General features: G+C 33.7%; 24 protein-coding genes. 21 read left to right on the top strand and 3 right to left on the bottom strand.

Annotated elements, in window-relative coordinates; translation table 11 throughout:
• Positions 1-38: 38 nt before the first annotated feature.
• Both Q0975_RS09750 and Q0975_RS09755 read left to right on the top strand, forming a co-directional pair.
• Positions 39-818 (top strand): alpha/beta hydrolase, encoded by a 780-nt coding sequence (locus Q0975_RS09750; protein WP_299435757.1) that lies wholly within the window; start codon positions 39-41, stop codon positions 816-818.
• Between the two features lie 218 nt (positions 819-1036).
• On the top strand, positions 1037-1306 hold the full coding sequence (locus tag Q0975_RS09755; protein ID WP_299435759.1) for a hypothetical protein: 270 nt from the start codon (positions 1037-1039) through the stop codon (positions 1304-1306).
• 1 nt (position 1307) lies between these two features.
• Here Q0975_RS09755 and thiL read toward each other — a convergent pair whose 3' ends face one another.
• Positions 1308-2354: a thiamine-phosphate kinase gene (thiL, locus tag Q0975_RS09760; protein ID WP_299435761.1), complete on the bottom strand. Its 1047-nt coding sequence runs from the start codon at positions 2352-2354 to the stop codon at positions 1308-1310.
• Positions 2355-2647: 293 nt separating this feature from the next.
• Between thiL and Q0975_RS09765 the strand changes: the two genes are divergently transcribed.
• The 12 genes from Q0975_RS09765 to sufD all read left to right on the top strand — a co-directional run bounded on the left by Q0975_RS09765 (position 2648) and on the right by sufD (position 16642).
• On the top strand, positions 2648-3862 hold the full coding sequence (locus Q0975_RS09765; RefSeq protein ID WP_299435763.1) for a choice-of-anchor B family protein: 1215 nt from the start codon (positions 2648-2650) through the stop codon (positions 3860-3862).
• Between the two features lie 58 nt (positions 3863-3920).
• Complete coding sequence (locus Q0975_RS09770; protein WP_299435765.1) at positions 3921-5354, top strand: choice-of-anchor B family protein; 1434 nt, start codon at positions 3921-3923, stop codon at positions 5352-5354.
• A gap of 229 nt (positions 5355-5583) precedes the next feature.
• Complete coding sequence (locus tag Q0975_RS28510) at positions 5584-8070, top strand: choice-of-anchor B family protein (RefSeq protein WP_366888506.1); 2487 nt, start codon at positions 5584-5586, stop codon at positions 8068-8070.
• A gap of 21 nt (positions 8071-8091) precedes the next feature.
• Positions 8092-9447, top strand: coding sequence for a hypothetical protein (locus Q0975_RS09785; protein WP_299435767.1), 1356 nt, complete (start codon positions 8092-8094; stop codon positions 9445-9447).
• Between the two features lie 2 nt (positions 9448-9449).
• The gene (locus tag Q0975_RS09790; RefSeq protein ID WP_299435769.1) at positions 9450-10205 is read left to right on the top strand and encodes an MbnP family protein; all 756 of its coding nucleotides are present in this window, start codon (positions 9450-9452) and stop codon (positions 10203-10205) included.
• Positions 10206-11258 (top strand): cytochrome c peroxidase, encoded by a 1053-nt coding sequence (locus tag Q0975_RS09795; protein ID WP_299435771.1) that lies wholly within the window; start codon positions 10206-10208, stop codon positions 11256-11258. It abuts the gene before it with no gap.
• A 132-nt stretch (positions 11259-11390) separates the two neighbouring features.
• Complete coding sequence (locus tag Q0975_RS09800) at positions 11391-11720, top strand: iron-sulfur cluster assembly accessory protein (protein ID WP_299435773.1); 330 nt, start codon at positions 11391-11393, stop codon at positions 11718-11720.
• Between the two features lie 44 nt (positions 11721-11764).
• A complete protein-coding gene (sufB, locus tag Q0975_RS09805) occupies positions 11765-13210 on the top strand; it encodes a Fe-S cluster assembly protein SufB (protein ID WP_299435775.1) in 1446 nt (481 codons plus the stop codon).
• Between the two features lie 40 nt (positions 13211-13250).
• Positions 13251-14129, top strand: coding sequence for an N-acyl homoserine lactonase family protein (locus tag Q0975_RS09810; RefSeq protein WP_299435776.1), 879 nt, complete (start codon positions 13251-13253; stop codon positions 14127-14129).
• Between the two features lies 1 nt (position 14130).
• A complete protein-coding gene (locus Q0975_RS09815; RefSeq protein WP_299435777.1) occupies positions 14131-14541 on the top strand; it encodes a hypothetical protein in 411 nt (136 codons plus the stop codon).
• 32 nt (positions 14542-14573) lie between these two features.
• Entirely contained in the window at positions 14574-15326 is a 753-nt protein-coding gene (gene sufC / locus Q0975_RS09820; RefSeq protein WP_299435778.1) for a Fe-S cluster assembly ATPase SufC, read from the top strand.
• A 2-nt stretch (positions 15327-15328) separates the two neighbouring features.
• A complete protein-coding gene (sufD, locus tag Q0975_RS09825) occupies positions 15329-16642 on the top strand; it encodes a Fe-S cluster assembly protein SufD (protein WP_299435779.1) in 1314 nt (437 codons plus the stop codon).
• Between the two features lie 86 nt (positions 16643-16728).
• Here sufD and Q0975_RS09830 read toward each other — a convergent pair whose 3' ends face one another.
• Positions 16729-18081, bottom strand: coding sequence for a serine hydrolase (locus tag Q0975_RS09830; RefSeq protein ID WP_299435780.1), 1353 nt, complete (start codon positions 18079-18081; stop codon positions 16729-16731).
• Between the two features lie 78 nt (positions 18082-18159).
• On the opposite strand from Q0975_RS09830, the gene Q0975_RS09835 reads away from it, so the two are divergent.
• From Q0975_RS09835 to Q0975_RS09865, 7 genes are all read left to right on the top strand, one after another.
• Positions 18160-19374, top strand: a complete 1215-nt coding sequence (locus Q0975_RS09835; RefSeq protein ID WP_299435921.1) for a cysteine desulfurase — start codon at positions 18160-18162, stop codon at positions 19372-19374.
• Positions 19375-19548: 174 nt separating this feature from the next.
• A complete protein-coding gene (locus tag Q0975_RS09840) occupies positions 19549-20697 on the top strand; it encodes a T9SS type A sorting domain-containing protein (protein ID WP_299435782.1) in 1149 nt (382 codons plus the stop codon).
• Between the two features lie 357 nt (positions 20698-21054).
• On the top strand, positions 21055-21477 hold the full coding sequence (locus tag Q0975_RS09845; RefSeq protein ID WP_299435784.1) for a SufE family protein: 423 nt from the start codon (positions 21055-21057) through the stop codon (positions 21475-21477).
• A gap of 51 nt (positions 21478-21528) precedes the next feature.
• A complete protein-coding gene (locus Q0975_RS09850; RefSeq protein WP_091406545.1) occupies positions 21529-21855 on the top strand; it encodes a DUF59 domain-containing protein in 327 nt (108 codons plus the stop codon).
• Positions 21856-21922: 67 nt separating this feature from the next.
• Positions 21923-22363: a PaaI family thioesterase gene (locus Q0975_RS09855; protein ID WP_299435786.1), complete on the top strand. Its 441-nt coding sequence runs from the start codon at positions 21923-21925 to the stop codon at positions 22361-22363.
• Between the two features lie 4 nt (positions 22364-22367).
• Complete coding sequence (locus tag Q0975_RS09860) at positions 22368-22877, top strand: DUF2480 family protein (RefSeq protein WP_299435788.1); 510 nt, start codon at positions 22368-22370, stop codon at positions 22875-22877.
• A 192-nt stretch (positions 22878-23069) separates the two neighbouring features.
• Positions 23070-23984: a DUF3078 domain-containing protein gene (locus Q0975_RS09865; protein ID WP_299435790.1), complete on the top strand. Its 915-nt coding sequence runs from the start codon at positions 23070-23072 to the stop codon at positions 23982-23984.
• A 68-nt stretch (positions 23985-24052) separates the two neighbouring features.
• On the opposite strand, the gene Q0975_RS09870 is transcribed toward Q0975_RS09865, so the two are convergent.
• Positions 24053-24484, bottom strand: coding sequence for a GNAT family N-acetyltransferase (locus Q0975_RS09870; RefSeq protein WP_299435792.1), 432 nt, complete (start codon positions 24482-24484; stop codon positions 24053-24055).
• Between the last annotated feature and the right edge of the window lie 149 nt (positions 24485-24633).

Below are 24633 nucleotides of genomic sequence, written 5' to 3' on the forward strand. Positions count from 1 at the left end.
CGAATATTGATAAAAAAGTTGAAATATAAAATTTCAAAATGACATTAGCATATAAAGGGATTGAAATTAATTATCACATCTCAGGAAAAGGTACTCCCTTGGTTTTTTTACACGGTTTTTTAGAAAATTCAACTATGTGGAATGATGTTGTTTCTTATTTTTCTGAAACACACGCCTGTATCACAATTGACTTATTAGGTCACGGAAAAACAGATTGCCTGGGTTATATTCATAGGATGGAAGATATGGCAGAGGCTGTAAAAGCTGTTTTAGACATTACTATAACAGATAAACCAATACTTATTGGTCATTCTATGGGTGGGTATGTTTCATTAGCATATCTAGATCTGTTTCCAGAGATGATATCCGGAATCGTCTTGCTAAACTCTACTTCTTTCCCCGATAATGAAGAAAGAAAGATAAATCGTAGCCGTGCCATTGATATCGTAAAGAAAAACCCCAATGCATATACTAGCATGGCGATTGCTAATCTTTTTGCAGAGGAAAACCGTTCTAAATTTAGTGATCAAATTGAGACTATAAAGAATGAAGCCTCTAAAACTCCTCTTCAAGGAATTATTTCTGCTCTGGAAGGCATGAAGATTAGAAAAGATCACACGAAGACCTTGTTAAATTTTAAAAAACAAAAAATAATTTTTGCAGGAGAAAAAGATCCAGTATTACCATATCAACAAAATCTGAAAGAATCAAAGCACTCTAAAACGGATGTAATCTCCTTTAAAGGGGGGCACATGTCTTACATCGAAAACAAAGAGGAGCTTTTAAAATCTTTACATCAATTTCTAAAAAAAAGCTGATATATTCCCGTCTTCTCTAGAGAGACATCTCTTTGAAAAAAAATCAAAATCCAGCATGATTTATCCGACGAAATACAATTTTACAAGCCAAAAACACTATAAAATACATTTTCCAAGCAAAATTTCAAGTTTTTTTAAAATTTTTTCTTACAAATTGTTGTTAATAACTAAAAAAACATTATTATTGTATTGATAATGAACTTTTAACCCCCACAAAGATGAAGAAATCTACCCCCAATTCGTCATTCTCCATATCAAAAATATATTGCGCTTTATTCGGCCATGATTATGTTACTTCAAAACAGGTAACTCATCACATAAAAGAATATACCTGTTCTCATTGTCGCGAACAAGCAACTACTAATAGTAGAGGAAGATTAGAAGTAATGACTCCAAAGCTTAAAGAAATTAATGATGTATTAGCATCTGTTCATGCTAAGAAAACTGCACGAAACAAAAGTAAATTAAACCTTCAAGCTGCTTCTTAAATTATTCTTTTATAGGATTCCATCCTTGCGCAGTTAATTGAATTTTCTCATTAGCTCTTGTAACTAATCCAATTCCACTTTTCTCATCGGTCATATGACCTATTACTGTTAGATTAGGGTTTGCCTTAATCTTTGGAAAATCCTCTTGTTTAATAGTAAAGAGTAATTCATAATCCTCGCCTCCACTAAGTGCCACAGTTGTACTGTTCAACTTAAACTCTTCACAAGTAGAAATCACCGCAGGATCTAAAGGTATCTTTTCTTCGTATAGATTTACACCAACTTTTGATTTAGTACATAAATGTATAACCTCTGAAGATAAACCATCGCTTATATCAATCATACTTGTCGGTTGTACTTCTAATGCTTTAAGAAGTTCAAGAATATCTTTACGCGCTTCGGGTTTTAATTGTCGTTCTATTAAATATGAATACTGATCTAAATCTGGTTGAGAATTAGGATTTGCTTTATATACCTGTTTTTCTCTTTCTAAAATCTGCAGGCCTAGATATGCCGCTCCTAAATCACCTGTAACTACTAAGAGATCTTTTTCTCCAGCGCCATCGCGATATACTATGCTTTCTTCATCTGCATGACCAACAGCAGTAATACTAATCATTAACCCAGTAGTAGAAGAGGTAGTATCTCCACCTACTACATCTACATTATATATTTTAGCCGCAGTTTGAATTCCAGCATATAATTCCTCTAATGCTTCTAAAGGAAACCTATTAGATACGGCAATAGATACAGTGATCTGTGTTGCAGTTGCATTCATAGCATACACATCAGAAAGATTTACTATCACTGCCTTATAACCTAAATGTTTTAATGGCACATAGGATAAGTCAAAGTGTACTCCCTCAATCAACAGATCTGTAGTTAATACACATTTTTTGTTTTTAAAATCCATAACAGCTGCATCATCTCCAATACCACGAATAGTAGATTCTTGTTTTATTTCAAAACTATTTGTCAAATGATCTATCAGTCCAAATTCTCCTAATTCAGAAAGGGATGTTCTTGATGTATTTTTATCTTCAATCATAATTGCAAAGGTAGGGAACAACCTGAATTCATTATATAAAAAAATCCGGAATTAATCTGTTTGTTTTAGGCTTTAGTGTCAACAGTCATAATTTTTTGTTACCTTTTTAAACAAAGTTTATCAAAACCGAATAATCTAATCCAAATAATTAATTCTAATAATTTTAAGTTTTTATAACGTATTTAAACCTTAACTATAGTTTTGATAAACTATGGATTTTTAGGGTATTCCCTAGGTTAACTGTTATATATATGTATTCTTACAACCTAATAATTAATTCAAATACACCAAGCATGAAAAAATATCTTAGTACTATAATATGTGTTTTGATCTGTTTGTCTATTATTAGTTGTAGTAATGATGACGAAAACAATAACAACAATCCCATCAGCGAATGTACTACTGTAATTTCAGGAGGGATTTATCCTAGTTGTGGAATTGACTTCGTATCTTCTATATCCCTTGCAGAAATGGGAGCCACAGGAGGAAATGATAGCTGGGGATGGACAGACAGTGATGGTAAAGAGTATGTCATTATGTGTCTTAATAACGGAACAGCTTTTATTGATATTTCTAATCCCGAAACTCCAATATATTTAGGAAAACTTCCTACTGCTACACAAAATAGCTCTTGGCGTGATGCTAAAGTATATGAAAATCATGCTTTTATAGTTAGTGAAGCTGTTGGTCATGGAATGCAAGTTTTTGATTTAACTCGATTAAGAAACGTTAGTAATCCACCTGAAACATTTACCGCAGATGCACGGTATACAGGTTTTGGTAATGCACATAATATTGTAATTAATGAAGATACCGGTTTTGCATATGGTGTAGGAACGTCTACATTTGGTGGCGGACCACATTTTGTAAATATCCAAGACCCTCTGAACCCTATAGCAGCTGGTGGCTTTATTTCTGATGGTGGTGATGACTATAGTCACGATGCTCAAGTTGTTACTTATAATGGACCTGATACTGATTATACCGGCAAAGAAATATTAATAGGAAGTAATCAGATAGAAATTGTAATCGCGGATATCACTGATAAAAACGATCCAAAAACAATCTCCACTATCAATTACGCTAATGTTGGATACACTCATCAAGGTTGGTTTACAGAAGATCAACGATTTTTCTTGTTGGGAGATGAACTTGATGAACAACGTATAGGTTTTAATACCAGAACGATTGTCTTTGATTTTGAAGACCTTGACAATCCAAAGTTTCACATGAACTATACCGGTCCAACCCCATCGATTGACCATAATGGATATGTAAAAGGGAATAAATTTTACTTAGCCAACTATAGAGCAGGTATTAGAATTATTGATATCTCTGATATTGCCTCTAGCACTATGAGTGAAGTTGCCTTTTTTGATACTTTCCCTTCTAATGATGATGCTGGTTTTAGTGGTGCCTGGAACGTTTACCCTTATTTTGAAAGTGGGAATATAGTGATCAGTGATATTGGCTCTGGATTCATATTAGTAAAAGAAAGTACTCCTTAACAAACCATACAATTATTACATAAATCCCTATTAACTATATTCTTAAAAAACTCAACCAATGAAAAAAATAATTCTACTTAGCTTAATTTTTTCGTCATTTATTTTGCAATCTCAAACATTGTGTGATAATGGAATGGCAGCTTCATTTCCTTGTAATGACTACGATCTTTTATCCCAGATTTCTTTAGCAACTATGGGGGCTGGATCTGCTAATGACAGTTGGGGTTGGACCGATCCTACAAATGGAAAAGAATATGCAATTATTGCTTTGAATAATGGAACTGCTTTTATTGATGTTTCTAATTCTATTAATCCTATATACTTAGGAAAAGTACCAACAGCCACATCTAGTAGTTCTTGGAGAGACGTAAAAGTATATGAAAACCACGCATTTATAGTAAGTGAAGCATCTAATCATGGTATGCAGGTGTTTGATTTAACCCGATTACGAAATGTAACCAACACTCCTGAAACATTTACAGCCGATAATAGATATACTGGTTTTGGTAGTGCTCATAATATCGTTATTAATGAAGATTCTGGATTCGCGTATGCTGTAGGTACCAGCAGATCCGGAACATATCAAGGAGGGCCTTTATTCATCGATATTCGCGATCCTAAAAACCCGGTTGATGCAGGTGGTTTTCTCTCCACAGGAGGGGAAGCTTATAGTCATGATGCACAAGCTATAATCTATAACGGCCCAGACACAGATTATACAGGTCGTGAAATTTTAATAGGAAGTAATGAAATTGAAGTAGTGATTGCCGATATTACAGATAAAGCAAACCCAGTGACAATAGCTACTATTAGTTATTCTGATGTGGCTTATACACATCAAGGTTGGTTTACTGAAGATCAACGGTATTTTTTACTAGGTGATGAAGGTGATGAAAGTGCAGTAGGCTTTAATACTAGAACAATTATTTTTGATTTTAATGATCTTGACAATCCAATATTTCATATGAATTATACTGGTCCTACGGCTGCAATAGATCATAATGGATACGTAAAAGGAAATAAGTTCTATATGGCTAATTATAGAGCTGGGTTACGTGTTATTGACATTTCAGATATTGCAAATAAAAATATTTCGGAAATAGGGTATTTCGACAGCTTTCCTTCAAGTAATAATGCTGGTGGTGGTGGTGCTTGGAATGTATATCCATATTTTGATAGTGGAAATATTGTAATCAGTGATATTAACTCAGGTTTTTTACTCGTTAGACAAAGTAATACATTAAGTGTAAATGATTTTACAAACAAATCTGATTTTGCCATGTTTCCTAACCCTACAAAATCAAGCGTTACAGTTAACTCGGGAAACGAGTCTCCTTTAGAAAAAATAGAAGTATTTAATATTCTTGGAAAGAAAATGAGAGAAATTACCAAATTTGACAATGCTAATAACATAACTATTAATTTAGAATATGCGCCTGGAATTTATTTAATTAGAATAAACGATGCAACAAAAAAATTAGTTATAAACTGATGTCTAATTTTTGTTGAAAGTTAGACCTTAATTGTATCCCTGGTTTAATGACTCAACAATTATTAATAGAATATATATCAAAAAACAATTAAATATTGATTATAAGGCGGTTAAACCAGCAAAAGAGTGCGGAAAGTTAGGAATGAGTTTGGGATTTTTTAAACTAATTTTGTGTAATACGCTAGTTTTCAAGAACTAGTTTAAACTAACTACAAAATTACACAAACTCATGAAAAAACTAGCCTTAGCTTTTTGCTTTTTGGTATTTACAATTATTTGCCAAAGTCAAACACCTTGTACAAACGGATTTGCCGGGTCTTATCCATGTAAAGATTACGATCTTATGTCTAGAATCTCACTTTCTCAAATGAACGCTGGCGCTGGAAATGACAGTTGGGGATGGACAGATCCTCAAACATCTAAAGAGTATGCAATTATTGGTTTAAATAATGGTACCGCATTTATAGATATATCTAACCCTACCAACCCTATCTATCTTGGTAAATTACCAACTGCAACTAGCAATAGTTCTTGGAGAGATGTAAAAGTCTATAGTGATCATGCTTTTATCGTAAGTGAAGCTTCAGGTCATGGAATGCAAGTCTTTGACCTTACTAGATTGCGTAATGTTTCTAATCCTCCTGCAACTTTTACAGCAGATACTCGATATACTGAGTTTGGTAATGCACATAATATTGTAATAAACGAAGATACTGGTTATGCCTATGTTGTTGGAGCTCAGAGAAACTCTGGAACCTATAGAGGAGGTCCTCTTTTTATAAATATCCAAGACCCTAAAAACCCGGTAAATGCTGGTGGATTTCTATCAGGTGGACAACGTGCGTACACTCACGATGCTCAAGTAGTAACATATAGTGGACCAGATACTGATTATACTGGAAGAGAAATTCTTATCGGTAGTAATGAAATCGAAGTCGTAATTGCGGATATAACGAATAAATCTAATCCTACTACAATAGCAACTATAAAATATTCTGATATCGGATATACACATCAAGGTTGGTTTACAGAAGATCAACGATATTTTATACTAGGCGATGAAACCGATGAACAGGGAGTAGGTTTTAATACAAGGACTATAATATTTGATTTTCAGAATTTAGATAACCCGCAGCAACATATGATATATAATGGACCTACACCTGCTATAGATCATAATGGGTATGTAAAAGATAATCTTTTTTATCTCGCTAATTATCGTGCAGGTATTAGGGTGATAGATATTTCTGATATAGGAAACAAAAACATGACCGAAGTAGGTTTCTTTGATACATATTCTTCAAGTAATAGTGCTTCATTTAATGGTGTTTGGAATGTATATCCTTATTTTGATAGTGGAAATATAGTAATAAGCGATATAGAGGGAGGTTTTTTCTTAGTTAGGAAAAGTGAGCCTGGAGATGGCGGAGGCGATGATTGCGCATCAGTAGTGGCTTCTTTTCCGTTCAATGAAAGTTTTGAATCTGGTTTTGGATCTTGGCAAAATGCATCTGGCGACGACCTTAATTGGACTAGAAATTCGGGAAGTACTCCTTCAAGTGGAACAGGACCAGCATCTGCTGCGGATGGCAATACCTATATATATGTAGAAGCTTCCGGTAATGGAACAGGCTTCCCAAACAAAAATGCGATTTTAAATTCTCCTTGTTTAGATTTCACGAATCTTGCATCCCCAAGTTTTACATTTCAGTATCACATGTTAGGAAGTGCTATTAACAGTTTAACAGTTGAAGCAAGAACTAGTAGTCAAGGAAATTGGTCATCTGTTTTTAGCAGGAATGGGGCTCAAGGAAGTAACTGGAATACTGAAACAATAGATTTATCCTCCTATTCAGGAGAAGCAAGTGTACAATTACGGTTTAGTGTAGTAACAGGAAGTGGTTCTCAAGGGTGGCAAAGTGATATTGCCATAGACAATGTTAATATTGCAGATGGCGATACTCCTCCTCCTACATGTGATGGTATCGATTTTAGAGATTTTCAGATCACTCCGTTCTCCAATCAGGACTCAGCTGGTGATTTTGTTGTAAATAATACTGGAACAACGCTATCTTTAACCAATAATACTTGGAAATATATTCCTTATAACTATACGGTTACTCCCAATACTGTAATTGAATTTGAATTCAGAAGCTCATCTCAAGGAGAAATTCACGCTGTTGGTTTTGAAAATGATAATAGCCTGACTTCCACAAGATATTTCAAAGTACATGGTACACAGAATTACGGTATTATCAATTATGACAACTATTCTGGCAATAATTTTATAAAGTATGTAATCCCTGTAGGAAGTTTCTACACCGGAACAATGGATCGATTGGTATTTATCAATGATAATGATAGTGGTTCTGGTAATAACTCAGATTTCTCTTCTGTAAAAATCTATGAAGGCTCTTGCGGAAGATCCGATAATGTACAGTTAGTAACCTCTAATATCATTCCTGTTTTTGGGGATGAAGATGAAGATATAATGGCGTTGAAAATATATCCCAATCCAGTATTTGGACAAGTCTTAGAAGTATTTTTAAATATGGATCAAACAGCATCCTATGAGATTATATCTATTACTGGACAATTGATAAGTAAAGGAAACGTTACCAAAACAATAGACGTCTCAAGTTTGAATCCTGGAATTTACCTTCTAAAGGTATTTAATAATGATAATCAGATTACCAAACGTTTAATAAAAAGATAGTTTAATATTGAATAATAAAAAATGTGCAAATCAAAGTTTTTTTACAAATCCTTATTAATTTTTATTGTTCTAAGTATTGTAGCTTGTAGCAGTGATGATAACACAACTTCTCCCTCTCCTACCAACCCTGAAGAAGGGTTCCAGGGCGAAGTTGATTGGATCAAAACCTTTGGTGGTAGTGGAGAAGACGACGCTTTATCCATCGTAGAATCCGAAGATGGAGGGTATGTTGTTTTTGGTTATACCCAAAGTACCGATGGCGATATTACCGATAAAACAGCCACTGATAGTGACTTTTGGGTAGTAAAGATGTCTGATAATGGAACTATTATCTGGAGTAAAACCTATGGAGGTACAGGAGACGATAGAGGTCAGAAAATAATTAAAACCAATGATGGAGGCTATGCTTTGGTTGGATACAGCAGAAGTAATGATGGAGATGTTAGTACTAATGAAGGCTTGCAAGATTATTGGATTGTAAAAATTAACGCGGTTGGAGAAATACAGTGGGAAAAATCTTTTGGATTTCCTGGACTTGATCGTGCTTTTTCAATTGTTCAAACCAATGACAATGGATATTTTATAACTGGATTTCTGGATGTATCCGCTAGTAATGGAGAAGGTAATGATGATTTTCAAAAACATGGAGTTGGAGAGTTTTGGGGAATTAAATTAAATGCTGCAGGCGAAAAAGAATGGAGGCGTTATTTTGGTGGAACGAACAACGATCGAAGCTATGATGTTGTACAAACTGAGGATAATGGGTTTCTAATGATCGGGTCTTCAGAAAGTGATGACTTTGATATCACAAATAGTAATGGAAGTTATGATTTTTGGGTAGTAAAGGTAAATACCGAAGGAACCAAAGTTTGGGAAAAATCTTATGGAGGTTCAGAAATTGATGTCGGATATGCTATAGCAACCACAGGCAATGGAAAATATGTTATTGTAGGAGACTCCAGAAGTAATGATGGAGATATTTCTGAAGCTAAAGGAAATGCGGACCTCTGGATGATCCAAATTGATGGCAATGGGAATCTCATTTGGGAAAAATCATTAGGTGGAACCGAGTTCGATACCGGAAGAGGTATTCATAAAACGCAAGATGGAGGTTTTATTATCACTGGTAACTCCAGAAGTAATACTGGAGATGTGAATGAAAATCAAGGTCAAAGTGATATCTGGAATATTATAATAGATAATAATGGAGATGTCACCTGGAAATCAACCGCAGGAGGAAGCTTGTCTGAATTCGCAGTAGGATGTATAGAAACTAGAGATAAAAAAATCATTGTTGCTGGTAGTTCTGAGAGTAATGATATAGATGTTCCTAATAATCGAGGAGGTAAAGACGTTATAATTATAAAATATAAATAAGCATGAAAAAGTTCTTAATATTACTAATCACACTAATAGTGATAACATCTTGTAAAGATGATGATGATGCTAAATTTGGAGCATTAAATGTCGATTTCATTAACAAGGCAGGTTCAGATCTTATAACCCTAAATGCTGGATTCTATACTAATATGAGTAACGAAACTTATACTGTTTCTGAATTAAAATATATCATTAGTAATATTGTTTTGATAAAAGAAAACGGCGAAGAGTTTATATATCCAGTTGCAGATAGTTACTTTTTGATTAATGAAGAAGTTTCTTCTAGCAAACAAATTACTTTAGATGATATAGACGCAGGTGTTTATACTAAAATTAGATTTGGAGTTGGAGTGGATCAATCTAACTACCCTCTTAATGGAGTAACAAATTTCATTCCTACTGCAGAAGAAAGTGGCATGCTTTGGTCATGGTCTGCTGGATATAAATTTGTAAAGTTCGAAGGCTCTTTTACTCCTCAAGGAGGTACCAGTAGTGATTTTCTATTACATATAGGAAGTCACGGAACAGTATTAGATAACTATAAAGAAATTACATTAGATATATCCAATACACTTACAATTGGTGATCAAACTACATCCAACCTGTCCATTGAAACGGATGTTGCTAAAATTTTTGACAGCACAAATACATATTCATTAGAGCAAAAAAGTGATGTTCAGGTGGATCCGGTAAATGCCCCAATATTGGCAGAAAATATAAGTACTATGTTTGCAATAAATAATGCTTCTAATTAAATGGTAAAAAATATAGGTTACATAGTCTTAATTATTTTCGGAGTCGCGTGTGGTTCCGACAAAGAAGATTATGTACCTATTTCTCAAAATCCAGAATTAGCCTTTACTATACCCTCTAATTTCCCAGAGCCGAGCTATAACGTAACCCTTAACCCACCTACAGAAAAAGGTTTTGAATTAGGTAAAAAACTATTCTATGACGGTCGTTTATCTTCTGACGGTGTGATTTCTTGTGGGTTCTGTCATATTCAGGATTTCGCTTTTACGCATCATACACATATCGTAAGTCATGGAGTAGACGGAGCGCTTGGCACACGGAATGCACAACCGCTTCATAATCTAGCCTTTATGAATGAGTTTACCTGGGATGGCGCTGCGATACACTTAGATTTACAACCAATTATACCGATCACCGCAGAAGTAGAAATGAATGAATCTTTTAGTAGTATTCTTAAAAAACTTGAAGAACAACCAGAATATGTAACACTATTTAGAGAAGCATTTGAAGATCAGAAAATCAATTCTGAAAATCTACTTAAAGCATTATCACAGTTTATGATCATGATGATTTCGTCTAACTCTAAGTATGACAAAATTGAAAGAAACGAAGGTTCTGTTTTTACCGCGAATGAAGCAGCGGGATTTGAGTTGTTTACATCTAAATGTGCGTCTTGTCACGCAGGAACATTATTTACCGATCAATCGTATCGAAATAATGGGTTAGCTATTGATCCAGAATATAACGATATCGGCCGAAACCGAGTAACTGGTCTAACTTCTGATCTATACAAATTCAAGGTTCCTACACTTAGAAATATCGAATTAACCTTTCCATATATGCATGATGGAAGATTAAAAACACTACAAGATGTGTTGGATCATTACAGTGATGGCATGGTAGATTCTGAAACATTAGATCCTGTTTTCAAAAATACCGATGGTACTATTCTGGGAATTTCTATGACTGAAGAAGAAAAACAACAAATTATCTCCTTTTTAAAAACACTTACAGACGATGATTTTGTGAATGATACTCGTTTTTCTGAATTCTAACATTCTTTTCCAAAATTCATCATAGTTTATCCCTATTCTAATATATGTTAGATAAATGTTAGGTTATGTAATTAAAACCTACATATGTAGTATATTTGCATTCAATTTAGAATTAATCTATTTTATATTAGTATGATTAAAGTATCAGACACAGCTAAAAAGAAAGTCGTAGAATTGATGAGTGATGACGGTTATGACGCTACTTTAGACTACGTTCGTGTAGGTGTTAAAAGTGGAGGTTGTTCCGGTTTATCATATGACTTAAAATTTGATAAAGCTCAGGAAGACGGAGATAAAGTTTTTGAAGACAATGGTGTAAAAATAATTGTCGATAAGAAAAGTTTTTTATATCTAATTGGTACTACCTTAGAATATTCTGGTGGACTTAATGGAACCGGTTTCGTTTTTAATAACCCCAACGCTAATAGAACCTGCGGTTGCGGAGAAAGTTTTTCCCTTTAAAAAATTAAAAAAAGATCCTAAAGTCAAACGTAGGATTTAGTGATATGGCATATACTGAAGACGACTTAAAAAAAGAATTAGAAACCAAGGAATATGAGTATGGATTTTATACTGATATAGAATCTGATACGTTTCCTGTTGGCCTAAATGAAGATATTGTTCGTGCGATTTCTAAGAAAAAAAATGAACCAAAATGGATGACAGACTGGAGACTCGAGGCATTCCGTATTTGGGAACAGATGGAAGAACCAGAATGGGCAAATGTAAATTATGAAAAACCCAGTTTTCAAGATATCGCCTATTATTCTGCTCCTAGTAGCAAACCAAAATATGACAGCCTTGATGAAGTAGATCCAGAATTATTGGATACATTCAAAAGGCTTGGGATATCTCTGGATGAACAAAAAAAATTAGCTGGTGTAGCTGTGGACATTGTTATGGACTCTGTTTCTGTAGCAACTACCTTTAAAGAAACGCTTGGTGAAAAAGGTATTATTTTTTGCCCTATTTCTGAAGCAATACAAGAACACCCTGAACTTGTAAAAAAATATATCGGTTCTGTTGTTCCGCAAAAAGATAATTTTTACGCAGCCTTAAACTCAGCCGTGTTTAGTGATGGTTCTTTTTGCTATATTCCAAAGGGTGTAAGATGTCCCATGGAATTATCTACATATTTTAGGATTAACCAAGCTGGTACAGGTCAATTCGAGCGTACTTTGGTAATTGCTGATGAAGGCAGTTATGTAAGTTATCTAGAAGGATGTACAGCCCCATCAAGAGATGAAAATCAATTACACGCTGCAGTTGTAGAATTAATAGCGCTGGATGATTCTGAAATTAAATATTCTACTGTACAAAACTGGTATCCTGGTAATGCAGAAGGAAAAGGTGGTGTATTCAATTTTGTTACCAAGCGAGGTATTTGCGAATCTAATGCAAAAATTTCTTGGACACAAGTAGAAACAGGTTCTGCCGTAACATGGAAATATCCTTCCTGTATACTTAAAGGAGATAATTCTGTAGGTGAATTTTACTCTATTGCTGTTACTAATAATTATCAGCAAGCGGATACGGGAACTAAAATGATTCACCTTGGTAAGAATACTAAAAGTACAATTATATCCAAAGGTATTTCTGCAGGAAAATCCCAAAATAGTTATCGCGGATTAGTACAAATTAATAGCAGAGCAACTAACGCAAGAAATTTTTCTCAATGTGATTCTTTACTTATGGGCAATGAATGTGGCGCACACACGTTTCCATATATTGAAGCAAAGAATAAAACTGCTCAGATAGAACACGAGGCTACCACAAGCAAGATCGGAGAAGATCAAATCTTTTACTGTAATCAAAGAGGTATTGATACAGAAAAAGCGATCGCTTTAATCGTTAACGGTTTTAGTAAAGAAGTATTAAATAAATTACCAATGGAATTTGCTGTAGAGGCTCAAAAGCTTTTAGAAATTTCTTTGGAAGGTTCTGTAGGATAGTTTTATGATTACTAACGACTCATTAAAACCTAAAACATTAATGAAAAAACTAATTTTCTCCATACTTGTTGCTACTAGCATACTTTCTTGTAAAGAAGCTAAAAAACAAGAAGTAACTGAAGAATCATCAGAAATTGAAACTGTTACTAAACCAGAAATTAAATTATATACCTTTGATGGAGGAGATATCGGTGTAAATAATCTAAATCTTTTCGCGCAAGGAGATACATATAAAGGCGATTCTCTTCAATTAGGAAATGCTTTTTATTTAGTTAAGCACCCTAAAGGAATTTTGCTATGGGACACTGGATTACCAGAAGGTCTTATTGGTAATCCCGCGTATACAACTCCTGATGGTGCATTTACAATTTCCAGAAAAGATTCAATTACTAATCAATTAACATCCATTGGTGTATCTAATGATCAAGTAAACTATATTGCTTTTTCGCATATACATTTTGATCACACTGGTGCAGCTAATAACTTTTCTGATGCGCTTTGGCTAGTACAAACTCCAGAATATGATTACGCTCAAGGAGAAGAAATTAAAACCAATGGTTTTTATGCTCCCGATTCATTTAATACGCTTGCCAATGTAAAAAAACTAAATGGTGATCACGATGTATTTAATGATGGCACGGTAATTATTAAATCATTGCCAGGTCACACACCTGGACATCAGGTTTTATTTGTAGATCTTCCTAATCATGGACCTACGCTACTATCTGGTGATATGTATCACTTTACCAAAAATAGAAACGATAAAATAATACCTCAGTTTAACCATGATATCCCTTTGTCAGAAAAAAGTATGGTACTATTCGAACAGTTTGTAAAAGAAAAGAACGCAAAAGTTTACATACAACACGAATTATCTGATTTTTCCAAAATGCCAAAGGCTCCTCAATTTTTAAATTAATATGAAGAATTTTTTTATAATACTTGTCCTTAGTTTATCTATCATATCGTGCAAAAACGATACTAAAAAATCATCTGATACTGAACCATCTCTAATTCGTGGAGAGTTCATATTAATTGACAATGCAGGTGTTATTAAAGGTAAAGATTTTATTTATGGTGTAATCATCGATGATATGGCCAATGAATTAAATAAAAAAATAAAACCATTGCAACGAGAAGAATATGATATGGTACCTGTAGTGATCAAAGGTATCATAAAAGAAAACACAGAAGATGGTTGGCCAGAAGTAGTTGAAATAAAAGAAATTGTTGGTGTAAGTGAGCCAACTTCAGAATTACCAACAAAAATAAAGTCTTCGGATTCTATACAAGAATCAAGTGGAGCAGGACATGAAGGTCACAATCACTAAAAATTTATTTAAAAAAGAAATAAAAACACAAGATGTTAGAAATTAAGGATTTACACGCTAGCGTTGAAGATAAGGAGATCTTAAAAGGTCTTAACCTAAATGTAAAAGCTGGAGAAGTTCACGCAATAATGGGTCCAAACGGTGCTGGAAAAAGTACATTAGCCAGTATTATTGCGGGAAAAGAAGAATATGAAGTGACAGAAGGTAACATTCTTTTAAATGGTGAAGATATAGAAGAATTAGCAGCAGAGGAAAGAGCTCATAAAGGCGTTTTTCTTTCGTTTCAATATCCTGTAGAAATTCCTGGAGTTACTGTTACTAACTTTATGAAAACAGCAATTAATGAAACAAGAAAGGCACAAGGACTAGAGGAAATGCCTGCAAAGGATATGCTGAAGAAAATTCGAGAAAAATCTGAATTATTAGATATCGATCGTAAATTTTTATCTCGTTCTCTTAACCAAGGGTTCTCTGGTGGAGAGAAAAAACGTAATGAAATATTCCAGATGGCGATGATGGAGCCTAAATTGGCTATTTTGGATGAAACAGATTCGGGATTAGATATTGATGCTTTACGTATTGTAGCTAATGGTGTAAACAAACTAAAAAGTAAAGACAATGCTGTTATTGTAATTACTCACTATCAGCGTTTATTGGAGCATATAGTACCTGATTTTGTACACGTTTTATATGATGGAAAAATAGTAAAGTCGGGAACTAAAGAATTAGCTTTAGAATTAGAAGAAAAAGGATACGATTGGATTAAAGAAGAGATAAACGCATAGTTATGGAGCTGAAAGAAAAATTAATATCTTCTTTTCTTGCTTTTGAAAACACAGTAGATGTAGATGCTCCTGTTCATGATATCAGAAGTCAAGCTATAAAAGTATTTGAAGAAAAGGGCTTCCCTACTAAAAAGGAAGAAGCTTGGAAGTATACTTCACTAAATGCTATTTTGAAGCATGATTATAGTATTTTTCCAAAAGAAGAAAATGCACTAGAATTTAAAGATGTAAAAAAATACTTCCTTTACGATCTAGACACTTATAAAATTGTATTTATTGATGGTAAATATTCTTCCCATTTATCAGAAACTACTCACGACAAGATTGATGTTTGTTTAATGTCTTCGGCGCTGAGTCATGAAAAGTACAAGCCTATTATTGACAATTATTTTAATAAAATTGCTCCTGAAGACGGTCTTACTTCTTTAAATACCGCTTTTTCTAAAGAAGGAGCTTATATTTATATCTCTAAGAATAAACAAGCAGACAAGCCAATACAAATCATTCATTTTTCTACAGGAAAAGAATCAACACAACTTCTACAACCTCGTAATCTTATTGTAGTTGAAGAAAATTCACATGTACAGATTATTGAACGTCATCAAAGTTTGACTGCTAATCCAGTTTTAACAAACTCGGTTACAGAGATTTTTGCTGATAAGCGAGCCTTTGTAGATTACTACAAAATCCAGAATGACAATGAAAATGCTTCGCTGATTGACAATACATATATTGAGCAACAAGCGCAGAGTGTAGCATCAGTGCATACCTTTGCTTTTGGAGGAAATGTGACCAGAAATAATTTAAATTTCTATCAGAAAGGAGAAGGAATTGATTCTATCCTTAATGGAGTTACTATTATAGAAGGTAAGCAACATGTGGATCACAATACATTAGTGCACCATACTGAGCCTAATTGCGAAAGCCATCAGGATTATAAAGGTATTTTCGATGAAAGAGCAACGGGAGTATTTAATGGTAAAATCATTGTAAACAAAGAGGCTCAAAAAACCAATGCTTTTCAATCTAATAATAATATTTTATTAAGTGATAAAGCAACTATTAATTCTAAACCTCAGCTAGAGATTTTTGCGGATGATGTAAAATGTTCTCACGGTTGTACCATCGGTCAATTAGATGAGCAAGCTTTGTTCTATATGAGATCTCGAGGGATAGGTGAAAAAGAAGCAAGAGCATTATTAATGTACGCTTTTGCCAATAATGTACTGGAAAGTGTAAAAATACCTCAACTTAAACAACGAATCAATAAGTTGATTGCCAATAAACTTGGAGTAAATCTTGGATTTGATTTGTAATTAAAATAACAGACCTGTCAGATTTTAAAAACCTGACAGGTCTCATCATACTATTCTCTACCTCTTCATATATTTGTTGAGGTTTTTTATTTTACAGAAGCTACTATTTCTTTTAAAAATGTATTAAAATCCACACCGGCATCACCAATCAACCCGAAACGCACAATAACTAAATCCTTAGAAGGGATAATAAATACACGCTGTCCCTGAAAACCATTAGCAGAATACATATCTCTGGGAGCATCCGGATAAAAACCTCCTGCATTGAGCCAAAAATGACCGCCATAATCTCCCTCTGATGTTGGACTTGGAGTCGTTACATAATCCACCCAATCAGCATTAAAAATTTGTTCCCCGTTCCAATTTCCTTTACGCAGATATAATAAACCGAATTTTGCCCAATCTCTAACCGTTGCCCAGGCATAAGAAGACCCTACATAATTACCAGCCATATCCGTCTCAATAAGCATAGAACGCATTCCTATTTTATCAATAAACTCACGATACGGAAAATCAAGATATTCTTGATAAGTATCAAACTGTTTTCTCAAAATCCCTGATAGTAAATTCGTAACACCAGATGAGTAATACCAATATTCATTAGGCTTATAAATTGCCTCTTTATCGATCTGAGCGATTGTCATATCTTCATCTATATATAACATGGTTGTAGCGTCAGAAATGGATCCATAATCTTCGTCCCAGGCTAGTCCGCAATTCATCTGTAATAAATTATGAATGGTTATCTCCCTTCTTTCATCTCTCTGCCATTCTTTTATGGGTGCTTTCTCATTAATATCAATCTTGCCTTGCTTTTGCAATACTCCATAATTGGTGGCCAATACACTCTTAGTCATAGACCATCCCAGTAAAATCGAGTTCTGATCTAAACCATCTGCATACTTCTCTGCGATAATCTGATCTTTATGAATAACTAAAACCGCTCGTGTTTTTTTGATACTTTCTCCTTCTTTATCAAAAATTGAAGTAACGGTAGTATCTATTTTATGATAATCAACCGTATCAAAAATAGTATCCTTCTGTGGTAAATCTCCATACGGGAAAGATAAGTTAGTTGCGTTTTTACTTCTATTGGGTACTAAATAAGGAGCTGTTTCATCAAAATCATCATCAATTAATACACTCCCTAATCCTTCTCTATAAATCGCTTTTCTTTCTTTTAACCCAAAAACGGATGCGATTGCAGATTTTTCAGTTGTAAGAACCTCATCATCTGCTAGGTTAACTGGAGCGAAATTATTGTCATTAATATCCGTAAATTCTACACTACGATTTCCAATAAAAACAGATGAAGCCATATTCTTCGCAGAATATCCAGTAAGGATCGTTAGTTTAGGGTAATTCCAAAAAGCAGCTACAACAAAGACCCCAATCAATCCTATAAATACTACCCCTAATTTTTTTTTAAATCCTTTCATTGTGTAAAGTGTTAAATCCTTTTAAAAATAAACAATATCACGTAAAAATAGTTGCTATTTTTGCAGAAAGAAATTGATATGTTAGATGTACAGAAAATACGAGAAGATTTTCCAATTCTTAAGAGAGAAGTAAACGGAAAACCTTTAGTATATTTTGATAATGCTGCCACATCCCAAACTCCTCAAGTGGTAATTGATGCGATAGTAGATTATTATAGTAATTATAATGCTAATATTCATCGTGGAGTACATACATTATCACAGGAAGCTACAGATGCTTACGAAATTGCTCGTAAAAAAGTACAAAACCACTTTAATGCAGAACATGCTCACGAGATCATACTAACTTCTGGAACAACGCACAGTATTAATATTGTAGCTACGGGTTTCACCAACTTACTTACTAAAGGTGATGAGATTATCGTTTCGGCTTTGGAGCACCACTCTAATATTGTGCCCTGGCAAATGCTTTGCGAAAGAACTGGAGCTGTTCTTAAGGTTATTCCTATGAATGTAGAAGGAGAACTCGTAATGGATGTGTATGATCAATTACTTTCTGAAAAAACCAAACTGGTTTTCACCAATCATATCTCTAATGCCTTAGGCACTATTAATCCTATAGAAGAGATTATACAAAAAGCTCATAATGTCGGCGCTGCAGTGCTTATAGATGGAGCGCAGTCTTGTCCACATATTAAACCTGATGTTCAGGATCTGGATGTAGATTTTTATGTAGCTTCTGCTCATAAACTTTGTGGACCAACAGGTGTAGGTTTACTATACGGAAAATCAGCATGGTTGAACAAACTACCTCCTTACCAAGGAGGAGGAGAAATGATCGATCAAGTCACATTCGAAAAAACAACATACGCTGGTCTTCCTCATAAATTTGAAGCCGGAACACCAAATATTTGCGGAGGTATCGCATTTGGAGTTGCCTTAGACTATATGAATAGTATTGGTTTTGATAATATTGCTGAGTATGAAAATGAACTATTAGACTATGGAACTAAAAAACTTTTGGAAATCGAAGGTTTAAGAATCTATGGAACTTCTAAACACAAAACCTCTGTTATCTCCTTTAATATAGACAATATCCATCCGTATGATATAGGTTCTATTGTGGACAAATTAGGTGTTGCTGTTCGTACTGGTCATCATTGTGCACAACCAATTATGGATTTTTATAAAATCCCAGGAACGATTCGCGCTTCTTTTTCTTTTTATAACACCAAAGAAGAGATCGATATTCTGGTTGCATCGGTTAAAAAAGCGAAAATGATGCTTTCTTAACATTTTATTAGCAAACTAATGAATGTTAGTTAGTTAACATTTAATTATGTTAATTTTTACAGTTTTTAAGTATAAAGTTTGTGATTTTTCTGTAGAAATTTAAAAGTATTATGCTTGCATAGTATCTGTTTTAGGGATAGTTTTACGTAACTAACCAATAAATAGATTACGCAAATGAAAAATTTTTTCTTCACACTACTCGCTTTTACCCTAATGACTACCAGTGCTATAGCTCAATATGGCGTTGATTCAAGTTCCAAAACATTTAGAGATGCCGATCGCAGAAACCGTAGAGTTAATGCAAGAATTTATTATCCTACTACGGCTCAAGGAAATCAATATGAGATTGCGGAAGGACAATTTCCTGTTATCATTCTCGGTCACGGTTTCCTCATGGGATCTGATGCTTATCAAAACTTTTATGATACTTTAGTTCCTAGAGGATACATTGTCGTTTTTGTTAACACAGAAGGTTCTTTTTTCGCAAATCACAGAGCATTCTCTGAGGATCTTGCTTTTATGGTTAATGCTATTCAAGGAGAAAACGATAATACAAGCTCCGTACTTTATCAATCCGTAGCGGATAAAAGTGCTTTAATTGGCCATTCGATGGGTGGTGGAGCCGCTACTGTAGCTGCCTCTCTTACCGATGTAGAAACATTAGTAACCTTTGCTCCTGCTACCTTACGATTTGACACATTAACACCAGCTTCTCAGGTAACCACGGATGCCATTGTTTTTTCTGGAAGTGGCGATGCAGTAACTCCTGCTGATGAAAATCACATTCCAATTTATAATAGTCTAGGTTCATCTTGTAAGTATTTCATTAATATTTTAGGTGGTGCACATTGTTATTATGCAAACAGCAACTTCGCTTGTGATTTTGGAGAAAATAGTTCTTCTGGAGATATTCAGATTACAAGAGATGAACAACAGGAAATAGTATTCAATTTTCTTAATTCTTGGTTCGACTATAAGTTAAAAGGTGATTCAAGTGCAGAACAGCAATTTACTAACGACTTACAATCATCTGATGATATCACACATGAAAATGATTGTGCAGAAGGAGTTAATACGTTATCGTCTGTAGAAAATGAACCTACCATTTTAATTACTCCTAATCCAGCATCAAGAAAAGTGACGATTGGAACTAAGAATCAAAAATCATTTGAAAAGATCGAATTTTATAACCAACAAGGAGTTCGAATATTTACTTCATTTAACAACGAAATAGATACTTCAAACCTAAAATCAGGTAGTTATATCGTAAAAATATTCACCAAAAACACAGTTACTACCAAGCAATTAATTATTCAAAATTAATTTTTTTTCATTTAATTTAATTTGATTAACAGTGTCCCGAATGGTGTATAAAAGTTATACACTGTTTGGGGCTATTTTGTTTCTTACAATAGACTATTCTAATCATTATTGCATTTAAAAACTATAGGATAAACACTTCCTTTGTTTTGATCATAACAACCTTCCCGAAGAGTTAAAAGCATTAATAAATACTATTTCATCATCGACAGAGAGTATAGAACAACTAGATTTGGTAATTTAATTTATCGTTCTTTCGTCCATCAAAATAAATTGGTTTAATAATCAATTTTTAGTTCATATTGAAAACCTTGATTATGCCCGTTTCTTATTGTATTTTTACACAAAAATTGTAAGCATATGTCTATACAAGAACTTCAGGAAGAGATTGTTGATGAATTCAGCATGTTTGATGATTGGATGCAACGTTATGAGTATATGATTGATCTTGGTAAATCCCTTCCTTTAATCGAAGAGAAATACAAAATTGATGAAAATATAATAAAAGGTTGTCAGAGTAAAGTTTGGGTCCATGCAGAAATGGAGGATGACAAAATTGAATTTACAGCAGACAGTGATGCTATTATAACCAAAGGTATTATTGCCATTCTAATTAGAGTGTTTTCTGGTCAACATCCAAAAGATATTATAGACGCCAATACCGCTTTTATAGATGAAATTGGTCTAAAAGAGCATCTATCACCAACCAGAGCAAATGGATTGGTAAGTATGATCAAGCAATTAAAAATGTATGCCATTGCATACCAAACCCAATTAAGTTAATTCGTCTTTTACTGTCAGGATTTACCAAAAATAGACGACTAAAAATATACTATGAGTGAGACTAATATAGATACAACAGAGCTTGGAGAAAAAATTGTACGAGTTCTGAAAACAATTTATGACCCTGAAATTCCTGTAGATATATATGAATTGGGATTAATATATGATGTTTTTGTTAATGAGGATTATGATGTAAAAATTCTTATGACACTTACATCTCCTAATTGCCCTGTTGCAGAGTCTCTGCCTGAGGAAGTGAAAGAGAAGGTAAAATCTTTGGATGCTGTAAATGATGTAGAATTAGAACTTACCTTTGAACCAACCTGGACACAAGATCTAATGAGTGAAGAAGCAAAGTTAGAGTTAGGAATGTTATAGGTTTCGAATAATTATTTTACCTATTACAAACTTTACTACATTTTCTTAAACCTGACATACAACAGAAATGAGCCTGGAACACTATCGTAAATTAGAAAAGATGTATTTGCATGCAAATATCAATACCAAAATCTATGATACAACTACGGTCAAAATTTCGGAAGGAATATCAGAGATTGGGTTGACTATATCAGAAAAATATTTCCACGCGTTAGGAGCAATACACGGTTCTGTATATTTTAAAATGTTGGATGATGCTGCATTCTTTGCCGTAAATTCTTTAGTTCAGGATGCTTTTGTACTTACCACATCCTTCACTATTAATTTAGTGCGCCCAATAGATAGTGGTATTATTAAAGCTATTGGAAAAATAAAATTCAAATCCAGAAATCTCTATGTTGCTGAATCCATTTTATATAGTGAAGATGGTAAAGAAATTGGTTTTGGAACTGGTAATTTTGCCAAAAGCAACATTGCACTAACCGATAAAATAGGGTATAAAATCTAAAACGATGGCAGAAGAAATTATCAATAGAGTTGCTAATAATAAAAATCTAATCACCATTAATCTGGAAGACTATTATCCAGAAGGAGAACGTCTATTGTTTGATATAAAAGACTGGCTTTTTGAAGGTTTTATTCTTCGCGAAAAAGACTTCAGAGAAAACGTGTCTAATCATGATTGGAGTCAATATCAGAGTAAGTATGTTGCGCTACACTGCTCAACAGATGCTATTATTCCAGGTTGGGCATATCTTTTATTAACAAGTGAGTTAATCCCTTTTGCCAAAAAAGTTGCTGTTGGCTCCTTAGAAGACATAGAAACGATTCTTTTTACACATATTATCAATACGCTGGATGTTTCAGAATATCAAGACAAGTTTCTGATCATTAAAGGATGTGCTAATAAACCTGTTCCTGAAAGTGCCTACATAGAACTCATCCAAAAATTGCAGCCAATTGCGAAAAGCATCATGTATGGAGAAGCTTGTTCCTCTGTACCTCTATTCAAGAGGAAATAGCTCATTTCATCCCATAAAACTGTTTTTTGTCGAAAATTCTAATTACAGTTATATTGAATTAAAGCGAAAAACGTTACTTCAATTATATTTGCCATCGCAAAATTTTACATAAATCTTGAACTTGTTTTTGCAAAAGTGTGTAGATATAAGATGCTTCATATTGTAAAAACAAACTACTTAAAACTATTAATTATGAAAAAAACTTTAGTAACATTAATTCTTATAGTAACTTCTACTGTATTATTTGCTCAAGAAGAAACTAAAGAAGAAGGACCAAAAGATGGTTGGACAAGAGCTGGAAATATCAGCTTTATTTTTAATCAATCGGCATTTAATAATGACTGGCTTGGTGGAGGAACATCTAACATTGCTGGAAATTTAGCATTGTCCTATGACTTCAACTATAGAAAAGGAAGCTTAACATGGGATAATAAAATACTTGCAGATTATGGTTTAACTAAACTTAAGGATCAAGAATTTACTCGTAAAACTAATGATCGATTTGACTTTAATTCGTTAGTAGGTAAACAACTTAAAGATTCTAATTGGTATTATTCATTTTTCTTAAACTTAAGAACTCAATTCGCTCCTGGATATGTGTTTAGTGAAGACGCTGCAGGAAATGAAGTAAGAACAGAAACTACTCACATTTTCTCTCCTGCCTATCTTCAGTTTGGACCCGGTATGTTGTGGAAAAAAAGTGATAATCTTAAAGTAAATATAGCACCTGCTACAGCTAGATTTATATTTGTTGATAAAGATTTTACAGCAGTAGACCCAACAGACCAGGCGGCATTAGATGCATATGTTCCTTATTTTGGTGTAGATGCTAATGAATCTTCTCGTTTTGAGTTTGGTGCGTCTATAAACGCATATGCTAAATTCGAAATCATGAAGAATGTGTCTATGGAAAACATTTTGAACCTATATTCTAATTACCTCGAAGATCCACAAAACGTGGATATTGATTATACAGCTAATGTAGTAATGACAATAAATAAATACTTATCTGCTAATGTTACATTTCAAGCAATTTATGATGATAATGCTGTTGGAGCATTTCAGATTAGAGAAGTGTTTGGAATTGGTGTGAATTACGGATTTTAATATATACTATCAACAAAAAACCCGGTTCTCCTATAGAACCGGGTTTTTTGTTGATTATAATTAAGAGTTTAACCTATGAACTCCATATGAAACTCGTATTGATCTTCTCCAATAGTTTGAAAACCGCACCTTTCATATAAATGTCTTGCTGGGTTTTCCTTAAGCACTTTAAGAATTAATTTTTTATTCAGAGATCTGGATAATTGTATCATATGATTAAGGAGGAATTTACCTATTCCTCTACCTTGATGATTTGGCAGTATCTGAAGCTGAAGAATTTCTATTGTATTACTAGTGTCTACATACTTTAGCACCCCTACTTTCTCTTCTTTTTGTTTTACAATAAAAGAGCTGTTAAAATGAATCTTTACTCTAGACAAATGCTCTTCTTCTGATAGGTACAGCCCTGCTTTTTCTAGATGTTCAAGCATCGTTAATTTCCTTAACTGAAATAAAAATGTTCCATCCTCATCTTTTGCTTTGACCAGTTCTATGTCCATCGTTCTTTTTTCTTGGTATAATTTCCAAATAAATATACTATTCTTAAAAAATAAAAGTTCTTATAACTACAACAATCACTCGCTACGAAATAAATTTTTAGTTCGAATTAACCATATTTGAATAAGCTATATGCATAAAGTATATTTGT

The organism is uncultured Aquimarina sp., assembly GCF_947500065.1.
Classification (GTDB): domain Bacteria; phylum Bacteroidota; class Bacteroidia; order Flavobacteriales; family Flavobacteriaceae; genus Aquimarina.